General features: G+C 37.7%; 11 protein-coding genes. 5 read left to right on the plus strand and 6 right to left on the minus strand.

The window, feature by feature from the left end; genetic code table 11:
- The first annotated feature begins 40 nt into the window (after nt 1–40).
- A complete protein-coding gene (locus H0184_RS24335; protein ID WP_221829345.1) occupies nt 41–949 on the plus strand; it encodes an AraC family transcriptional regulator in 909 nt (302 codons plus the stop codon).
- Nucleotides 950–1,370: 421 nt separating this feature from the next.
- Here the strand turns inward: H0184_RS24335 and H0184_RS24340 are convergent, their stop codons facing one another.
- The 5 genes from H0184_RS24340 to H0184_RS28125 all read right to left on the minus strand — a co-directional run bounded on the left by H0184_RS24340 (nt 1,371) and on the right by H0184_RS28125 (nt 8,102).
- Nucleotides 1,371–2,345: a carbohydrate kinase family protein gene (locus H0184_RS24340; protein WP_221829347.1), complete on the minus strand. Its 975-nt coding sequence runs from the start codon at nt 2,343–2,345 to the stop codon at nt 1,371–1,373.
- A gap of 27 nt (nt 2,346–2,372) precedes the next feature.
- A complete protein-coding gene (locus tag H0184_RS24345) occupies nt 2,373–3,848 on the minus strand; it encodes a sucrose-6-phosphate hydrolase (RefSeq protein WP_221829349.1) in 1,476 nt (491 codons plus the stop codon).
- Between the two features lie 58 nt (nt 3,849–3,906).
- A complete protein-coding gene (locus H0184_RS24350; RefSeq protein WP_221829352.1) occupies nt 3,907–5,358 on the minus strand; it encodes a sucrose-specific PTS transporter subunit IIBC in 1,452 nt (483 codons plus the stop codon).
- A 185-nt stretch (nt 5,359–5,543) separates the two neighbouring features.
- A complete protein-coding gene (locus H0184_RS24355; protein ID WP_221829354.1) occupies nt 5,544–6,539 on the minus strand; it encodes a LacI family DNA-binding transcriptional regulator in 996 nt (331 codons plus the stop codon).
- 1,242 nt (nt 6,540–7,781) lie between these two features.
- Nucleotides 7,782–8,102, minus strand: coding sequence for a hypothetical protein (locus H0184_RS28125; RefSeq protein ID WP_221829356.1), 321 nt, complete (start codon nt 8,100–8,102; stop codon nt 7,782–7,784).
- 615 nt (nt 8,103–8,717) lie between these two features.
- Here H0184_RS28125 and H0184_RS24365 point away from each other — a divergent pair.
- Nucleotides 8,718–10,178 (plus strand): alpha-amylase, encoded by a 1,461-nt coding sequence (locus H0184_RS24365; protein WP_221829358.1) that lies wholly within the window; start codon nt 8,718–8,720, stop codon nt 10,176–10,178.
- A gap of 120 nt (nt 10,179–10,298) precedes the next feature.
- Here H0184_RS24365 and H0184_RS24370 read toward each other — a convergent pair whose 3' ends face one another.
- Nucleotides 10,299–11,084, minus strand: a complete 786-nt coding sequence (locus tag H0184_RS24370; RefSeq protein ID WP_221829360.1) for an SDR family oxidoreductase — start codon at nt 11,082–11,084, stop codon at nt 10,299–10,301.
- 223 nt (nt 11,085–11,307) lie between these two features.
- Here H0184_RS24370 and H0184_RS24375 point away from each other — a divergent pair, with 223 nt between their 5' ends.
- The 3 genes from H0184_RS24375 to H0184_RS24385 are packed head-to-tail and all read left to right on the plus strand — an operon-like array spanning nt 11,308 to nt 14,774.
- Nucleotides 11,308–12,639 (plus strand): spore germination protein, encoded by a 1,332-nt coding sequence (locus H0184_RS24375; RefSeq protein WP_221829362.1) that lies wholly within the window; start codon nt 11,308–11,310, stop codon nt 12,637–12,639.
- Complete coding sequence (locus H0184_RS24380; protein WP_221829365.1) at nt 12,632–13,708, plus strand: GerAB/ArcD/ProY family transporter; 1,077 nt, start codon at nt 12,632–12,634, stop codon at nt 13,706–13,708. The genes H0184_RS24375 and H0184_RS24380 overlap by 8 nt, the downstream gene beginning before the upstream one ends.
- Nucleotides 13,695–14,774: a Ger(x)C family spore germination protein gene (locus tag H0184_RS24385; RefSeq protein WP_221829366.1), complete on the plus strand. Its 1,080-nt coding sequence runs from the start codon at nt 13,695–13,697 to the stop codon at nt 14,772–14,774. The genes H0184_RS24380 and H0184_RS24385 overlap by 14 nt, the downstream gene beginning before the upstream one ends.
- Nucleotides 14,775–14,821: the final 47 nt, after the last annotated feature.

The following is a 14,821-nucleotide window of genomic DNA, read 5'->3' on the forward strand; positions in this document are numbered from 1 at the left end:
AAAAATATTGTAAATGTTGCTATATGAAAGGGCCGCTTAAATGAAGCAATCGATTCATATCCCAGTAGTAAATCAAGACTTTGAATTTTATAATTTTAGTACAAAAAATCAATCTTATGATTTACTCAAGAAATACAACGAATCTGCAGAAAAATTATATCAATTAGATCCTTTATTCCGTTTACACACTCACGATTGTTTCGAAATTCTCGTATTTTTAAGCGGGGATTGTGAATTTTTTTGTGAAGGAAAGACCTATACACTAAGGAGAGGGGATGTTGTGGTGGTGCCGCCTTATGCGGTTCATCAAGCAACTGTTAAGAATATTGATCACTATGAACGGATAATCATCAATATTAGTAAGCGTTTAATGGCGGACTTTGTATCAAGTTCACCCTCTTTGAATGAGAATATTGTTCATCAAAAGACACAAGGTTCTTATGTGCTGCATCTGAATGCTGCAAGCTTTCAAGAAATTATTTCTTTCCTTCATGAAATAACAAATAGAATAAAAAATGGCGAGAAGAGTTTTTCCTTCACCTTACAGTACCTTTTATTTCAAACGCTCCAAGTCATCCTCAATCCTGAAAGCAGGCTGCCAAACCTGCGTAACAAGGATGAACAAGACGAAAGGTTTCTGTCGATACTCGAATACATTGAATTACATTTGACACAATCTGATTTAAGTTTAGACAATGTTTCGAGTCATTTTCATTTAAATAAATATTATTTTTCTCATTATTTTAAAAAACACATGAACCTTCCGTTTTACCGTTATGTTTCCTTAAAGCGTCTATCTTTTGCCGTGACAATGATAAAACAAAATCAAATATCTATAGAGGAAATTGCCTTGAAATGCGGTTTCCCTGATTATTCAAGTTTTTACAGACTCTTCAAAAAGGAATACAATCTTTCTCCAAAAAATTTACAAAAAGTATATAAAAATTAACTCTTCAAAAAGGCTGTAAATGATCAATATCTAATCATTTACAGCCTCTTTGGATCTATTCTTTCACAGCTGATGCTATTCCCCGTTCCCTGTATTAAACAAAGGCTCCGTTAAAACTAAATGTTGATCTCACTGTGTTTGGAACATAAGCGGAGAATTTCCGTTTAAATTGGGAGATACCCATATTTCCATAATAATAGGAGGAGTTTTTCCGCTTATAGTATTCAAAGCCTTGTAATTTGTCTTATTTAAAGCAGTTAAGCGGAGTATTTCCGCTTATTTCTGCTTCTAAAGGTTCCTCTATAAACAATAGCCGGAAATTCTCCGCCTACTGTCTCCTAAAGTGTATAAGAATCAGGCAGTTTAAAATAATTCCATACAAATGTTCTTTCTACCAATTTAATTATGAGAGGTGCCTCGATTAATTTCGGTATTCTATAAGAATCTCAACTTTCTCCTTTGACGGCAGAGCAGAAATAGCTCCTTTTCCTGTTGTAGTAAGAGCCCCGCTAGCATTGGCAAATTGGAGAATAGATGCCTGATGGTCTCGCAATACCTCTTCAATGTTTTCCGGATTTGCATGTAATTCTAGTAATTGATATAAAAATCCGCCAATGAACGCATCACCTGCCCCAGTTGTGTCTACCGCTTTAACAGAGTAACCGCTCGATTCAAACTTTTGATCCTTTAAAATCAACTCCGCTCCGGCAGCTCCTTTTGTGTAGACAACTGCCTTCACGTTTCCGACAAACAAAGATTGTATTGCATCGGACTCATCTTTTATTCCCGTAATAAAATCAAGCTCTTCATCGGAAACCTTTACAATATCTGCAGTCGGTAAAAATTCGAGAATTGCCTTCCGACAGTCTTCTGGATCTTCCCAAAGCGGAAGCCGCACATTTGGGTCAAAGCTGACTAAGCCATCCGCAGCGGAAACAGCGGCAATCGCTTTTTTATGAGCTTGTTTCATTGGGCTATCCACTAAATCAACCGAGCAAAAGTGAAGTATATCCCCAGCCTGAAACCACGCTGTCTCGATTTCGTCCTTGCTTAACAGTAAATCAGCAGAAGGATTACGATAAAATGAAAAATCACGTTCCCCATTTTCTTTTAATGAGACAAAAGCTAAGGCCGTGTTCGCTTCACCAGTCCGGTATATTTTATCTGTCTCAACACCGGCCTCGACGAGCTTTTCGACTAAAAAGTCGCCAAACGCGTCGTTCCCTAATTTAGAAATCATTGCTGCTTCCTGCCCATATTTGGCAACAGCCGCAGCCACATTTGCAGGTGCTCCCCCTGGAGCTCTCTCAAATGCGACAACATCCTTTAAGGCAACCCCTTTTTGAAGAGGAATAAAATCAATTAACACTTCACCAATCGAAAATAGCTTTCCCATTTTCCCACCTCTAGTACGTTTAAAAAATTATTTTATATCCCATCTAACGACCTTTACATTCGTTTGTCCTCCACGAGCAAACACACGAACACCATTACTAGCTATACCAGGAAAAATCCTCCCGGTAAACACTTCCACTCCATCATTTACAAACACTTCAACAGAGGAAACATCAACAAAGATTTGAAATGAAATCTTTTCAGCTTCCAACGTACATTTCCGAATCGTACCATACTCTTCTGCAAAAGATTCTCCCGACCTAGTCCGATCAAACACAACCTTTTTCGCAGCTGCATCATATTTAATCACAGTTTTCTCCGTTTCTCCAACTCGAAGTTCCAAACCAAACTCCTCAGCTGTACTATCAGAGAATTCCGCAAGAAGCTCATATACGTCTCCCTCAAAGTGATCCAAACGAACATTTTCATTCTCAACACTTTTAATGGTTTCTACCTTTCTCCCGCGAAGCAATTTCTGCTCAGGAACTGGCTGTTGAACTAGTTTTCCGCCTTTAATCTTTAACTCACGAGGAAGTGTTAAACAGTGTGCCCAGCCATTTCTATCAGTAGGATAGTCAATCTCAGGTAATCCCATCCAGCCGACTAAAATCCGTCTTCCCTGGTGATCCACAGTTGTTTGCGGCGCGTAAAAATCAAAACCTTGATCGAGCTCATGAAAAGCTCCATGCTTTAATTCGTTATGTTCTAAATCTATTGGACTTCCAACTACATACCCAGACTGATAAATATTTTGATAGCTGTCACCTTCCGCTTTTAACCCTTGTGGGGAGAATAGGAATACGCCTTGCCCAGCCAGCTCAAAATAATCTGGACATTCCCACATATAACCGAACTCTTCACCTAACCCTGTTTTCAATTCGCCCATAAACTTCCAATCCTTTAAATCCCTAGATTGGAATAAAACTACAGTTCCCGTCTCATTTTCCCTTTGAGCACCAATCACTGCATAGAAGAGGTCCCCATTTTTCCATATCTTTGGATCGCGAAAATGATCAGTATACCCCCTCGGAACATCTGCAATCACCGGTGCATCCATTTTGGAAATACTATAATCCCGACTCATTACAGCCAAACATTGATAGGGGTGTCGATTCCAATTTTCATCGCGCGTATTTCCCGTGTACATGAAATATAATTTTCCATCATGCTCAATCCCGCTTCCGGAATACGCCCCATGACTATCAAACTCATTCGACGGCTTAATGCCCATTCCAACATTTTCCCAGTGAACCAGGTCTTTAGACTTCGTATGATACCAATGCTTCAACCCATGTACCGGCCCGAGCGGGAACCATTGATAGAATAAATGATATTCCCCTTTATAATAACTAAAACCATTCGGGTCATTTAACAAACCTGTCTCCGGCTGAATATGAAAAGACTGGCGCCACGGGCATTGATTCACTAGTTTGGCTAACCCCTGTATTTCCTCTTCGGATACTTCTTCCATGGTTCTGTATCGCTGCTCTTTTGTCCATTCCATGCTGTTCACTCCTAATGTGCAAAAGGAGAATCACGGGATTCTCCTTTTCATTTTCTATTTATGCTGCTGCTTGATCAGATGTTTGTTTAACTGCTTTTTTTTCATCTCTTTTCGCTAAAACGATCGTAACGATAAATGCTGTGATAAATGCAATCGCCATACCGATAATATAAGAAATAATGGTATCTGGGCGAATCGAGATGATTCCTGGTATACCCGCTGCCCCTAGTGCAGTGGCTTTAACTTTAAACAACGTAATGAAGCCAGATCCAACGGCAGAACCGATAATCGCACCGATAAATGGATAGCGTAACTTCAAATTCACTCCAAACATCGCTGGTTCAGTAATCCCTAGTAAGGCAGAGACACCGGCCGCTGAAGCAGTTCCTTTGATTTTTGCGTTTTTCGTAGTCTTTAGCACCGCAAGAGTCGCTCCACCTTGTGCCATGTTTGACATCGCCGCAATAACGAAGATAAATGATCCACCCGTTTTTACAACATCGGCAAGCAATTGTGTTTCTACTGCAATAAAGCTATGGTGCATACCTGTAATAACAATTGGTGCATAAGCTAAACCGAAGATGATTCCGCCTATGACACCTGTTGTGTCATATAACCAGACGATTCCATCTGTTAATAGATTACCAGCAGAGCGTGTCAGCGGCCCTACCAAAGTAAACGTTAAAACTCCCGTAATAAAGATAGATAATAACGGTGTTAATAGATTGTCTAAAGCGGATGGAACAACCTTCCTTAATGAAGTTTCAATTTTTGCTAGAATAAATGAAGCGGCAAGTACCGGTAATACGGTTCCCTGATAGCCTACCTTTTCTATTTCGAGGCCAAATAGATTCCAAACTGGTACTTCATTATTCAGTACTGCTGCTCCGTAACCGTACCCATTTAATAGATCCGGATGAACCATTAACATTCCAAGAGTAGCCCCAAGAAAAGGATTTCCGCCAAACCGTTTCGTTGCTGAAAAACCGATTAAAATAGGTAAAAAGACAAAGGCCGCATTTGCAAATGTATTAATAAGAGCCGCTAAGTCTGCCATTTCTGGATTGGCATCCACTAAGGATTTTCCTTCAATAAACAAGTCTGGAGCAGTTAAGACATTGTTGATCCCCATTAATAAACCACCAGCTACAATAGCTGGAATAATCGGAACAAAAATGTCTGAAAGCATTTTGACAAATTGCTGAATTGGATTTAGTTTCTTGGACGCTGCATCTTTTACATCACTTGTTGACATTTCTGTTTGACCTGACATCTCCGCCAAGTGTTTATAGACCACATTCACTGTTCCTGATCCTAGAATAATTTGAAACTGACCTCCTGTTGAAAAGGTCCCCTTCACTACATCCATGTTGTCCAATGCTGTTTGATTAACGATTGACTCATCATGTAAAACAAGACGTAAGCGTGTGGCGCAATGTGCTGCAGCTGATAGGTTTTCCTGACCGCCAATGGCATCTAGTACTTCCTGAGCAATTTTTTTATGATCCATCTTAATCCCTCTCTTTTCATTCGTATTGGGAACCGGTTCCATTTGAGGGTAAAAAAATAAAATCCCTATTATGTGGAACCGGTTCCGAAAGTAACTAAAAAAATAATTAGTTTAAAAGAGAAACCAAATTCAATTGTTGCCAAATGAATAGGTCCTCTTTATTGGAACCGGTTTCGTTGGATTTATTATAGGATAGAGCCTATGATATTGTCAACGCTTTCCCGCTCGATAATTTCAAATTTAGAAACTGTTACTTTTTCCACAGGACGTTCATTGACTAATTCTACAATGTGTCTTGCAGCACTCTCCCCTGCTTCTTTGTAAAAAAACTTCGCTGTCGTTATGCCCGGATGTATGATTCCTGTCACATCATAGCCCCCAAAACCTGTAACTGCTAAGTCCTGCGGTATCGTAATCCCCTCTGAATACGACGCCTTCAAGACCCCAAGAGCAATATTATCGGTTGCACAAACAAATATGGCAGGCTGAAATTCATCGATAATTTCCTTTGCACTAGCCTGTGCAGCTGGAATATTGAATAATGTCTCATAGAAGCGAACATTACAAGCGTCTATTTCCTGTATCGCCTTTTTAAAGCCCTGCTTTCGCTTTACTCCTACTGATATATCCCGTTCCGTTACACCAAGATAAGCAATTTTCCGATAACCTTTTTCAAGGACATATTGCCCCATGGCATAACCAGCATGAAAATCATCATGAATCAGACTATGAAAGTCCTCATGCTCTTGTCCAATTAACAGGACTGGAACCTTAACACTTTCGAATGCCTCGATATGCTGATCTGTGATTTCGGTAGCAAGCAAAATAATCCCCGCCATCTTTTGATTGGCGAAGCTATAAATACTTTCAATCTCCCGCTCCAGGCTTTGGCTTGTATTTGAAATAAGCATCTGATAATTCATTTTCTTTAATTGTTCATCAATGCCAATTAACGTCTGTGAAGATGCATAGGAATCAAGCCGCGGGACAATCGTGCCAATAATATTCGTTTTCTTCGCTTTCAAACTCTGCGCAAAAGGATTTGGAGAATAACCAGTTTCTTTAATGGCCTGTTCAATTTTCTTCTTCGTTGCTTCCCCAACCGAACCGCCATTTAAATACCGAGAAACCGTACTTTTCGCCACACCCGCAAGTTTAGCAATATCTAAAATCGTACTCATTGTGCTCTACCTCATAACATTACAAATTCATATACTCTTATAGTATCATATATTACTCCATCCACAATGGAGCAACTTTTTCCTCAACAAAAGCTGGAATCTTTATCTCTTTTGATAATACTGGGGCAAGATTCTCATCCACACTCTTCCAAATGTTAAGTCCACCAAAATCAGCGGTTTCCAATGGACCAATAAATGCCCATCTCAACCCAGGGATATAAATCTGTTAATTAAGTTAAAATGGATACCACCGTTTTTTCTAGTCAACTACTCGACAAATTCTGCCTAACTAATGAGGATTAAACACAGGATTAACAGCATTTATAGTTTTTTTAATCAATCGTTTGGTTAAAACTAAATTAGCTAATTAAACGTTTGATTGAAAAGTGGGTAAACACTTCAAATAAACTACTTAGGGCTATTTTCAAGAGAAATAATTGTCGAATAATAGTTTTGGTTGTTAGGAATTTTCTTCAAAATTGACAATAGAAACTATTAGAATACATATTCCCGCAAATAGCAACAAATTGTATACTAACTAATCGTTTGTTTAAAAGTGCTGTAAACCCTTTTAAACCAGTCTTTTATCTGTTTTCTAAAAAAATTATTGTCGAGGAAATATCCGTAAAAATTTTATATTGATAAGTGGTTTTGGTAATCAGTACGGGATTTTAATGTTTTTCACTGAATTGCGTTAGCAAAAATGTTAGCGACTTTTCACAAAAGTAACATAATTCAGCCATTTTATACCTTTATGAGAAGGATATAATACAAGTAGTCCCAGCAAAATTCTCCTTTAACCCTCTCTTTTCTTTTCCAAAAAACAATTCACTATGGAAGCAGGTTGATTTTATGAAGAACAGCGACAATACAAGGGATATTTGTGACGAGAAAGAACCTCAGATGAAAGTATTAATGAAGCACTTTGAAAATCCCGAAGAACGTAAAGAACTATTAAAAAATATGAGAATAAGTGATGAATTTGACATGAGGCACCGGGGGCACTTTTTATATTATGGCAAGGATTTTATTGACTATAAACTTATACGCCCCTATGACAAAGACCGCAATGAGTTTCTCCGTATTCTATCAAACTTTATGACCACCGTTTTGGAAGATGACTGTCCACCCTCATGGAAAAAATGCAAGCGCCCGTTCTGGGAAGAACTGATTTTCACCCACTTTCCTCATGTTATGAGAATTACCCCTGATCAAAAACAAGTAGAAACCTTCCTTTCCCAATTAAGGATATTTGTCCAGTGGCTTGATAAGCGTGTTGGTACAACATGGTTTGCAGTTGTTGATAAGTATTCTAAAGAGGCAATTTCCGACTTGAAAGTATGTGAGCAAGTGTTGAATGCTATTTTTTTGAGAGACTTTCCACAACTCCATCAGAAAGATTTCAGCCCTCATCAACAAATCGAAATAACTAACCAGAGTTTCAAGCAATGTACGAAAAGATGGGATAGCCTTTTTGAGGTTACAAGTATCATTGACCAGATTACTGTATTTAAAGAATTTAACACCAATATAACCTATTATGTAAAAGGCTTGCCCACCCATATAATCGTTCCTGAACTTATTATGAGTGGCTGTATTGGCCGAAAGAGCGGCACCTTGCTTTGGGAGTGGTTTCAAACCGATGGAATCTATCCACAAAAGGGGAGGAAATACCTTAAACTGAATAGTTAAGCCAAAAGGAAAAGCATCCGAGAATAAATAGACGGAGAAATACCGCTTAATTAAAAATTATTAATAAAAAGTGCTTAAATAGACGGAGGAATTCCGCCTATTAGCTTGAAAAATTCGAAAGTGGGCAATTTTTCTTTGCATTGTCGGAAAAACTCCGCTTATTTATCCCTAAACGAGCTCCATTCTGAATATAAACGGAAAATCTCCGCTTATTCAACGGTGCCAATACGACTGTCATTTCGGAGTAAGAATCAATGAGCTATTTACATAGAAGGCAACGCAAAAAATGCGCCCCATAATGTATGTGGCACCCCTTTTTGGTTAATTTGTTGCACTCTTTATATTCCCGCCCTCTATTAAATTAAACGAACAAACAAAAGACCTCCATACTTTCCAGGCTAAATATATTTGATTTCACTAGTTTTTTTTCTATCAAATCGGGTACATATTCTTATACTTTAGATTAATGAACTGGGGGAAAGGAACATGAAAAGAAACAAAACAATAATGCAATTTTTCGAGTGGCATATAGAACCAGATGGCAAGCACTGGAGACAGCTGAAGGAAAAGGCACCAGAATTAATAGAAAAAGGAATTACCTCCATCTGGATACCGCCAGTGACAAAGGCAATCTCTCCTAAAAATAATGGCTATGCCCCATATGATTTATTCGATCTGGGTGAATTTAATCAAAAGGGATCCATCCGAACAAAGTACGGGACTAAACAAGAACTTATAGAGGCAATAGCTGCATGTCAAAATACCGGCATTAAAGTTTACATAGATGTTGTAATGAACCATAAAGCAGGTGCTGACGAGACGGAATTAATTAATGTGATTGAAGTGGACCAGGAGGACCGGACGGAAGAAATATCTGAACCCTTTGAAATTGATGCTTTTACCAAATTTACATTTCCAGAGCGGAAAGGAAAATATTCTTCCTTTGTATGGGAGCATGAACATTTTGTTGGAACTGACTTTGATAATAAGACAGAGAAAACGGGTATATTTAAAATCCTTGGGAATGACAAGGATTGGAATAATCATGTAGATAGTGAATTTGGTAACTATGACTATCTAATGTTTGCCGATATTGACTATGAACATCCAGAAGTAAAAAAAGAAATGATAGAATGGGGAAAATGGCTTAGCGATACCCTTAACTGCGATGGATACCGTCTTGATGCAATCAAACATATTAATCACTATTTTATCAGTGAATTTGTTGAAGAGATGCGTAAACACCGTGGTGATGACTTTTATTTTGTCGGTGAAGTATGGCGGACTGAACTTCATGCCTGCCAAAAATACCTTGACCATGTACATTATCAGATTGATTTGTTTGATGTCCCCTTGCATTATAAGCTGCATCAAGCTTCCATCGAAGCCAGTGATTTCGATTTAACCAGCATTTTCGAGGGTACCCTTGTCAACTCTCACCCTAATAATGCTGTAACCTTCGTTGATAACCATGACACTCAGCCCCAAGAATCTCTTGAATCATGGGTTCAGGATTGGTTTAAACCAAGTGCCTATGCCCTAATTCTCCTTAGAAAAGGTGGAAATCCGTGTTTGTTCTATGGGGATTATTACGGAATCGGAGGACCGGAGCCGGCAGAAGGACACAAAAAAATCCTTGATCGCCTTCTCTTTGCCAGAGTCGAGAAAGCATACGGGGAGCAGCATGATTACTTCGACCATCCAAATACTATTGGCTGGGTTCGTCTGGGCAGTAAAGAGTTTAAACACTCAGGGTGTGCGGTCGTCATCTCCAATGGGGAAGATGGCGAGAAAAGAATGTATGTTAGTGAAAGACGAGCTGGAGAAACATGGGTGGATTTAACAAACTCAAGAGATGACCAGATCACTATCAACGAAGATGGATATGCCACTTTCCCGGTTAACGGAGGCTGCGTTTCCGTTTGGGCATACCTTCCTAAGGAATAAGCTTCATTATAATCTATCATGGAACAAACAAATGTCCATCTGTAAATGGACATTTTGTTTGTTCTATCTTTTTGTGGTGTCAGATACCTTTTTTATAGCTATATTACTGATATCGTTTCTTTATAGTAGCGATTCTGCCCCGTCAATGTAAATTTCGCTTCCGGTTATATGGTTTGATTGGGTAGAAGCAAGGAATAATACTAGGTCGGCGACTTGTTCAGCCTTTCCTGGTTTGTGCCTCAATGGTTGATTTCCTTCAGGGTATTCGATGGGGATTTCGACTTTTTTTAGTTGTTCATTTTCTTTCCATGTGTTTTCATTGATATTTGTTTCAATCGCACCTGGGCAGACCATGTTGACCCTAATACCGTAGTTGGCAAGCTCAAGAGCGGCCATTTTCCCAAAGCCCATCTGGCCAATTTTGGATGTACTATAGGCAGACATCCCAATATTTTTATAGATTCTGTTCCCATTAATGGAACTAGTAATTATGATACTTCCCCCATTTGTCTTTAAATGCGGGATTGCATATTTTACCGTTAAAAAAGTACTCGTTAAATTATTGGAAATCGTTAAGTCCCATTCTTCCGGCTCCAAGTCTTCTATAGGCGCCACTTCCCCATTAATCCCTGCGTTAGCAAAGACAACATCGAGTCTTCCCCACTGATCAATGGTTCTTTTGTAACAGTTCTCTATTTCCTTGGGATGAGCAACATTAGCTTCCAATACAAGTGCTTCACTCCCCATTTCTTCAATCTGATCCTTCACTTTTTCCACGTTTTTTTTATGCAAATCAATTAAAGCTATCTTTCCCCCATGTTGAGCGAGCTTTAGAGCAGCAGCCTTTCCAATCCCTGAGCCAGCCCCTGTAATAAGAGCAACTTGATTTTGAAGTAGATTCTCCACGTTAGAAAGCCTCCTTTAAAGATGATATCTATTACTATATCCGCCATAGAGATTTTGAAACATTTCTAATAGGGGGCAGTTCTCCCAATGCCTCTAACACCCCCCCTACTGACTGTGAACAAATTCGTGAAAACAAAGGTGCATTTTATACAACTCTAGATTGAATATAAATTTCCTAAATTGAGAACATTATTATTACTTTGGTAATGAAAGGAATTTAGAAATGGATTCATTTATACAGGAGATTAGAGGTCTATTTGGTAAGAATGAAGACTTTTTTCTACTTCAGGATTATGTTTCGGATGCTCCTGTAGTCCTTTTAGGATTTAAAACATTATTAGACTTAACAAAAACTAAATCAGTCTTATATAAAAATATCGAATCAATGCTTTCGGCAGGTAAATCCTCTGAAGAAATTTTGTTTAATATCGGCGAAGTTAAGGAAAAAGATATTAAAATGGCCACCTCTACGTTACTCGAGGGTAAGCTTATTATTCTAATTGAAAATAGTAAGAAATATATTGTTTTTGAACCTGTTCCAAAATCGTTAAATCGTTCAGTACAATCTCCAGAGAATGAAAATGTGCTACAAGGAGCATTAAATTCTTTTACTGAAGATATCGATACAAATATCGGAATTATGCGCAAGCAATTAATAACAACTGACCTATTCGTTCAATCGTTTACAACGGGTAAAAATCAGAAAAGGAAAATATCCTTATTATATTTAGAAAGTCAAGCTGATAAAGATTTAGTAAGAAAAATAGTCAATCGTATTGAAACAAATCTGGACATGGATATAAATAATATGCAAGGACTAACCACATTAATGGGTTTTTCCTCTTGGGAGGCTATTTCGAAATTCCATACTACAGAACTTCCGTTTCAAGCTGTACATTTATTAAATAAAGAGAGAGTTGTACTCTTTGTTGACCAATTACCTTTTGCTTTCATTCTTCCTAATTTCTTTTGGGATTTGTTTGCGATGGAAAATGATCGTAATTTTCCCAAACCAATCATGATTGCAATCCGTGCTGTTCGTGTAATTGGTATTTTAATTACTTTAATAAGTCCTGGATTATATGTTGCTCTTGTAGCGGTTAACCCTGAAGTGTTACAAATCGAGCTGGCGTTATCTATTGCGAGGAGTCGTGAAGGTGTGCCCTATCCCGCACTTGTTGAAATTATCTTAATGCTCTTGATTCTTGAGCTAATTTTGGAAGCAAGTGTGAGACTCCCAAAAAGCATTGGTCCAACTATAACAATGGTTGGCGGTATTATTCTTGGCCAGGCTGCTGTTGAAGCAAAATTAGTAAGCAATCTGTTAATTATCATCCTTGCTGCTACAACAATTGCAAATTCAACAGTTGTTAGTTTTCAAAACTCTGTATCCATAAGGGTTTTCAAATATGTAGTAGTTCTTCTTTCTGCGATTTTTGGGATTTTAGGACTGGTCGCTGGATTGGTATTAGTTTGTGCTTATTTTGCCAGCCTCAACACATTTGGTTTCTCGTACCTTTACGTAAATTTAAAAAAGGATGAAATGAATGGATAAAAGTTTAAATGTCATGGTGATATACATACTCAGCCACTTGGGGCTTATATTTTTTATGTATCCAGGAAATATCATTGACAGTACTGAGCAAGGTCACTGGCTTCCCATTCTAATAGGAGTTATTGTACATTTTGTCTTTATAACAATCTATATGAAGGGTTTAGAACTTTTTCCGAAAAAAGATGTGATAAGCATTTATTCTAGTATTGGAAAAGGAACTGCTGTCTTCTTTCTAATACCGGTTTTACTGTATTTCATTATGATTATTCTTATCACAGTGCGGGCATATGCTGAGATCATTACAATCGTATTTTTGTCAAATACTCCTCTTTGGGCAATCATTTTATTAATACTTTTTATATCAACATACATTGCAGCAAATGGAATTGAACCCATATTTCGTACTGGGTTTCTTCTTGCGATACTCTTTCTTCCACTTATTGTCATGATATTTTTCACTTCTTTTCAAAATGTTGATTGGCATTATTTTGTGCCCTTTGACACTGATTTTAAGTTTATGAGTAGCCCCTCATACTATGAGAGCTTTTTTGCATTTTCTGGGGGGTTTTTATTTCTTGGCTTTATACAACCCTATTTTTCTTACAAAAGAAAGAAGGTTCTAATTGCCGCAGCGATTCTTATACCTATCTTTCTATTTTCTGTCTACATTCCTATTCTTACTTTTGGACAAGCGACTGCAGCAACCACTTTCCTCCCTTACGTTGTAGTTGTCGATACGATAAACATTAATTGGTTGATGTTTGACAGGGTAACAATGTTTTTTTTATTAAGTCTTATTTCATTTATAATGCTATATCTAGCACTGGTTATATGGAAAACTGTAAGGATTATTAATCATTACATTCCCTCCATTCATTCCTCTTACTGTATGATCCTATTATCATTAGCCATCTTTATCACTTGCCATTTTATATCAGATTGGAAAGAAGTAGAGAAACTATTTTTGTGGAATACATTATTAAGGTTTTATGTATTATTTGCAATCCCCTTATCCATTTACTATTTTGGCCGTCGGGCAAAAAGGAAGGAAAATAATGCAAACACCTAAGTCAAACAAAAGAGTCCTGCTTGTTCTTTGTATGATAAGCATAATTTGTACGTTAACCGGATGTTGGGACAATAGGGATATAAACCATAGAGTCCTTCCGCTCGCGATTGGAATATCTAAACAAGCCAATGAATACAAAGTAATTCTGAAAATTCAAGTACATGATAATGAAACGACAAAGTTAAAAATTGTAACTCAGACCGGAGAAACAATCTCGAAAGCAGTGGACACTATCAGTACAAACATGGAGAGCAGCGTAGACTTACTACATGTGAAAGTAATCGTAATTGATAAAGAAACAGCTGAAGATGGTGTAAAAGACATAATCTCAGGGTTTATGAGGTCGAGGGAGGTCTCTCCAAAAGCACTAATTGCGATTTGTGATGAAGATATTGAATATTTTTTCACGAATATAAAGAAAACAATGACTTCTGACGGTACATCTCTGGTTGAAAACTTTGATAAAGGAGCAGGATGGGACCCACAAATCGCGCTAACAAGGATTTGGGAAGTATACCGCAGCGTCCATTCCTATACACATGATGTTGCCATTCCCATCATTATTTCAGGAAAAAGTACGAGCATTGAACACATTGGCTCGGCAATTATTAAAAATGGAAAAATGGTTGAACGAATCGATAATGATGAAACGTTATTGTTTAATGCGTTCAAAGGGGAAAGTACACATGGACAAATAGAAGTAATGACAAACGCTAGTGTATTAATAATTGGAAATTCAATGAATATAAAAAGCAAAATGAATGGTAAACAGCCTCTCATGGAAGGGAAGGTCAACTTGAAGGTAGTCATATTAGAGACGAGAGGCGATCCATCGAGGAAATTTATTAAGAAGGAATTAAATGCGCATCTCTCAAAGCGTTTCTCCCATATGTTTGAAAAAACACAAAAAAGTGAAGCTGACATATTAGCACTAGGACAGTATTTTCGCACCCATATTCCTAGGTCAGAGTTAAAAAGCTGGAGAACCGAATATTATCCAAATTTAAAAATGAATATTCAATTTCAAATAGATATTCAAAATGAAGGTTATTTGAAAACATTGTAAAGAAACAAAATCGGATATTATTATAAACTAAAAACCACTGCCTAATT

The sequence above is a fragment of the Neobacillus niacini genome (assembly GCF_019749295.1).
Taxonomy (GTDB): Bacteria; Bacillota; Bacilli; order Bacillales; family Cytobacillaceae; genus Neobacillus; species Neobacillus niacini_D.

Bases quoted from the DNA above. Each gene is read 5' to 3' on its own strand.
- H0184_RS24335 (WP_221829345.1), top strand. From the start codon at position 41: ATGAAGCAATCGATTCATATCCCAGTAGTAAATCAAGACTTTGAATTT.
- H0184_RS24340 (WP_221829347.1), bottom strand. From the start codon at position 2,345: ATGGGAAAGCTATTTTCGATTGGTGAAGTGTTAATTGATTTTATTCCT.
- H0184_RS24345 (WP_221829349.1), bottom strand. From the start codon at position 3,848: ATGGAATGGACAAAAGAGCAGCGATACAGAACCATGGAAGAAGTATCC.
- H0184_RS24350 (WP_221829352.1), bottom strand. From the start codon at position 5,358: ATGGATCATAAAAAAATTGCTCAGGAAGTACTAGATGCCATTGGCGGT.
- H0184_RS24355 (WP_221829354.1), bottom strand. From the start codon at position 6,539: ATGAGTACGATTTTAGATATTGCTAAACTTGCGGGTGTGGCGAAAAGT.
- H0184_RS28125 (WP_221829356.1), bottom strand. From the start codon at position 8,102: ATGGGTGGGCAAGCCTTTTACATAATAGGTTATATTGGTGTTAAATTC.
- H0184_RS24365 (WP_221829358.1), top strand. From the start codon at position 8,718: ATGAAAAGAAACAAAACAATAATGCAATTTTTCGAGTGGCATATAGAA.
- H0184_RS24375 (WP_221829362.1), top strand. From the start codon at position 11,308: ATGGATTCATTTATACAGGAGATTAGAGGTCTATTTGGTAAGAATGAA.
- H0184_RS24380 (WP_221829365.1), top strand. From the start codon at position 12,632: ATGGATAAAAGTTTAAATGTCATGGTGATATACATACTCAGCCACTTG.
- H0184_RS24385 (WP_221829366.1), top strand. From the start codon at position 13,695: ATGCAAACACCTAAGTCAAACAAAAGAGTCCTGCTTGTTCTTTGTATG.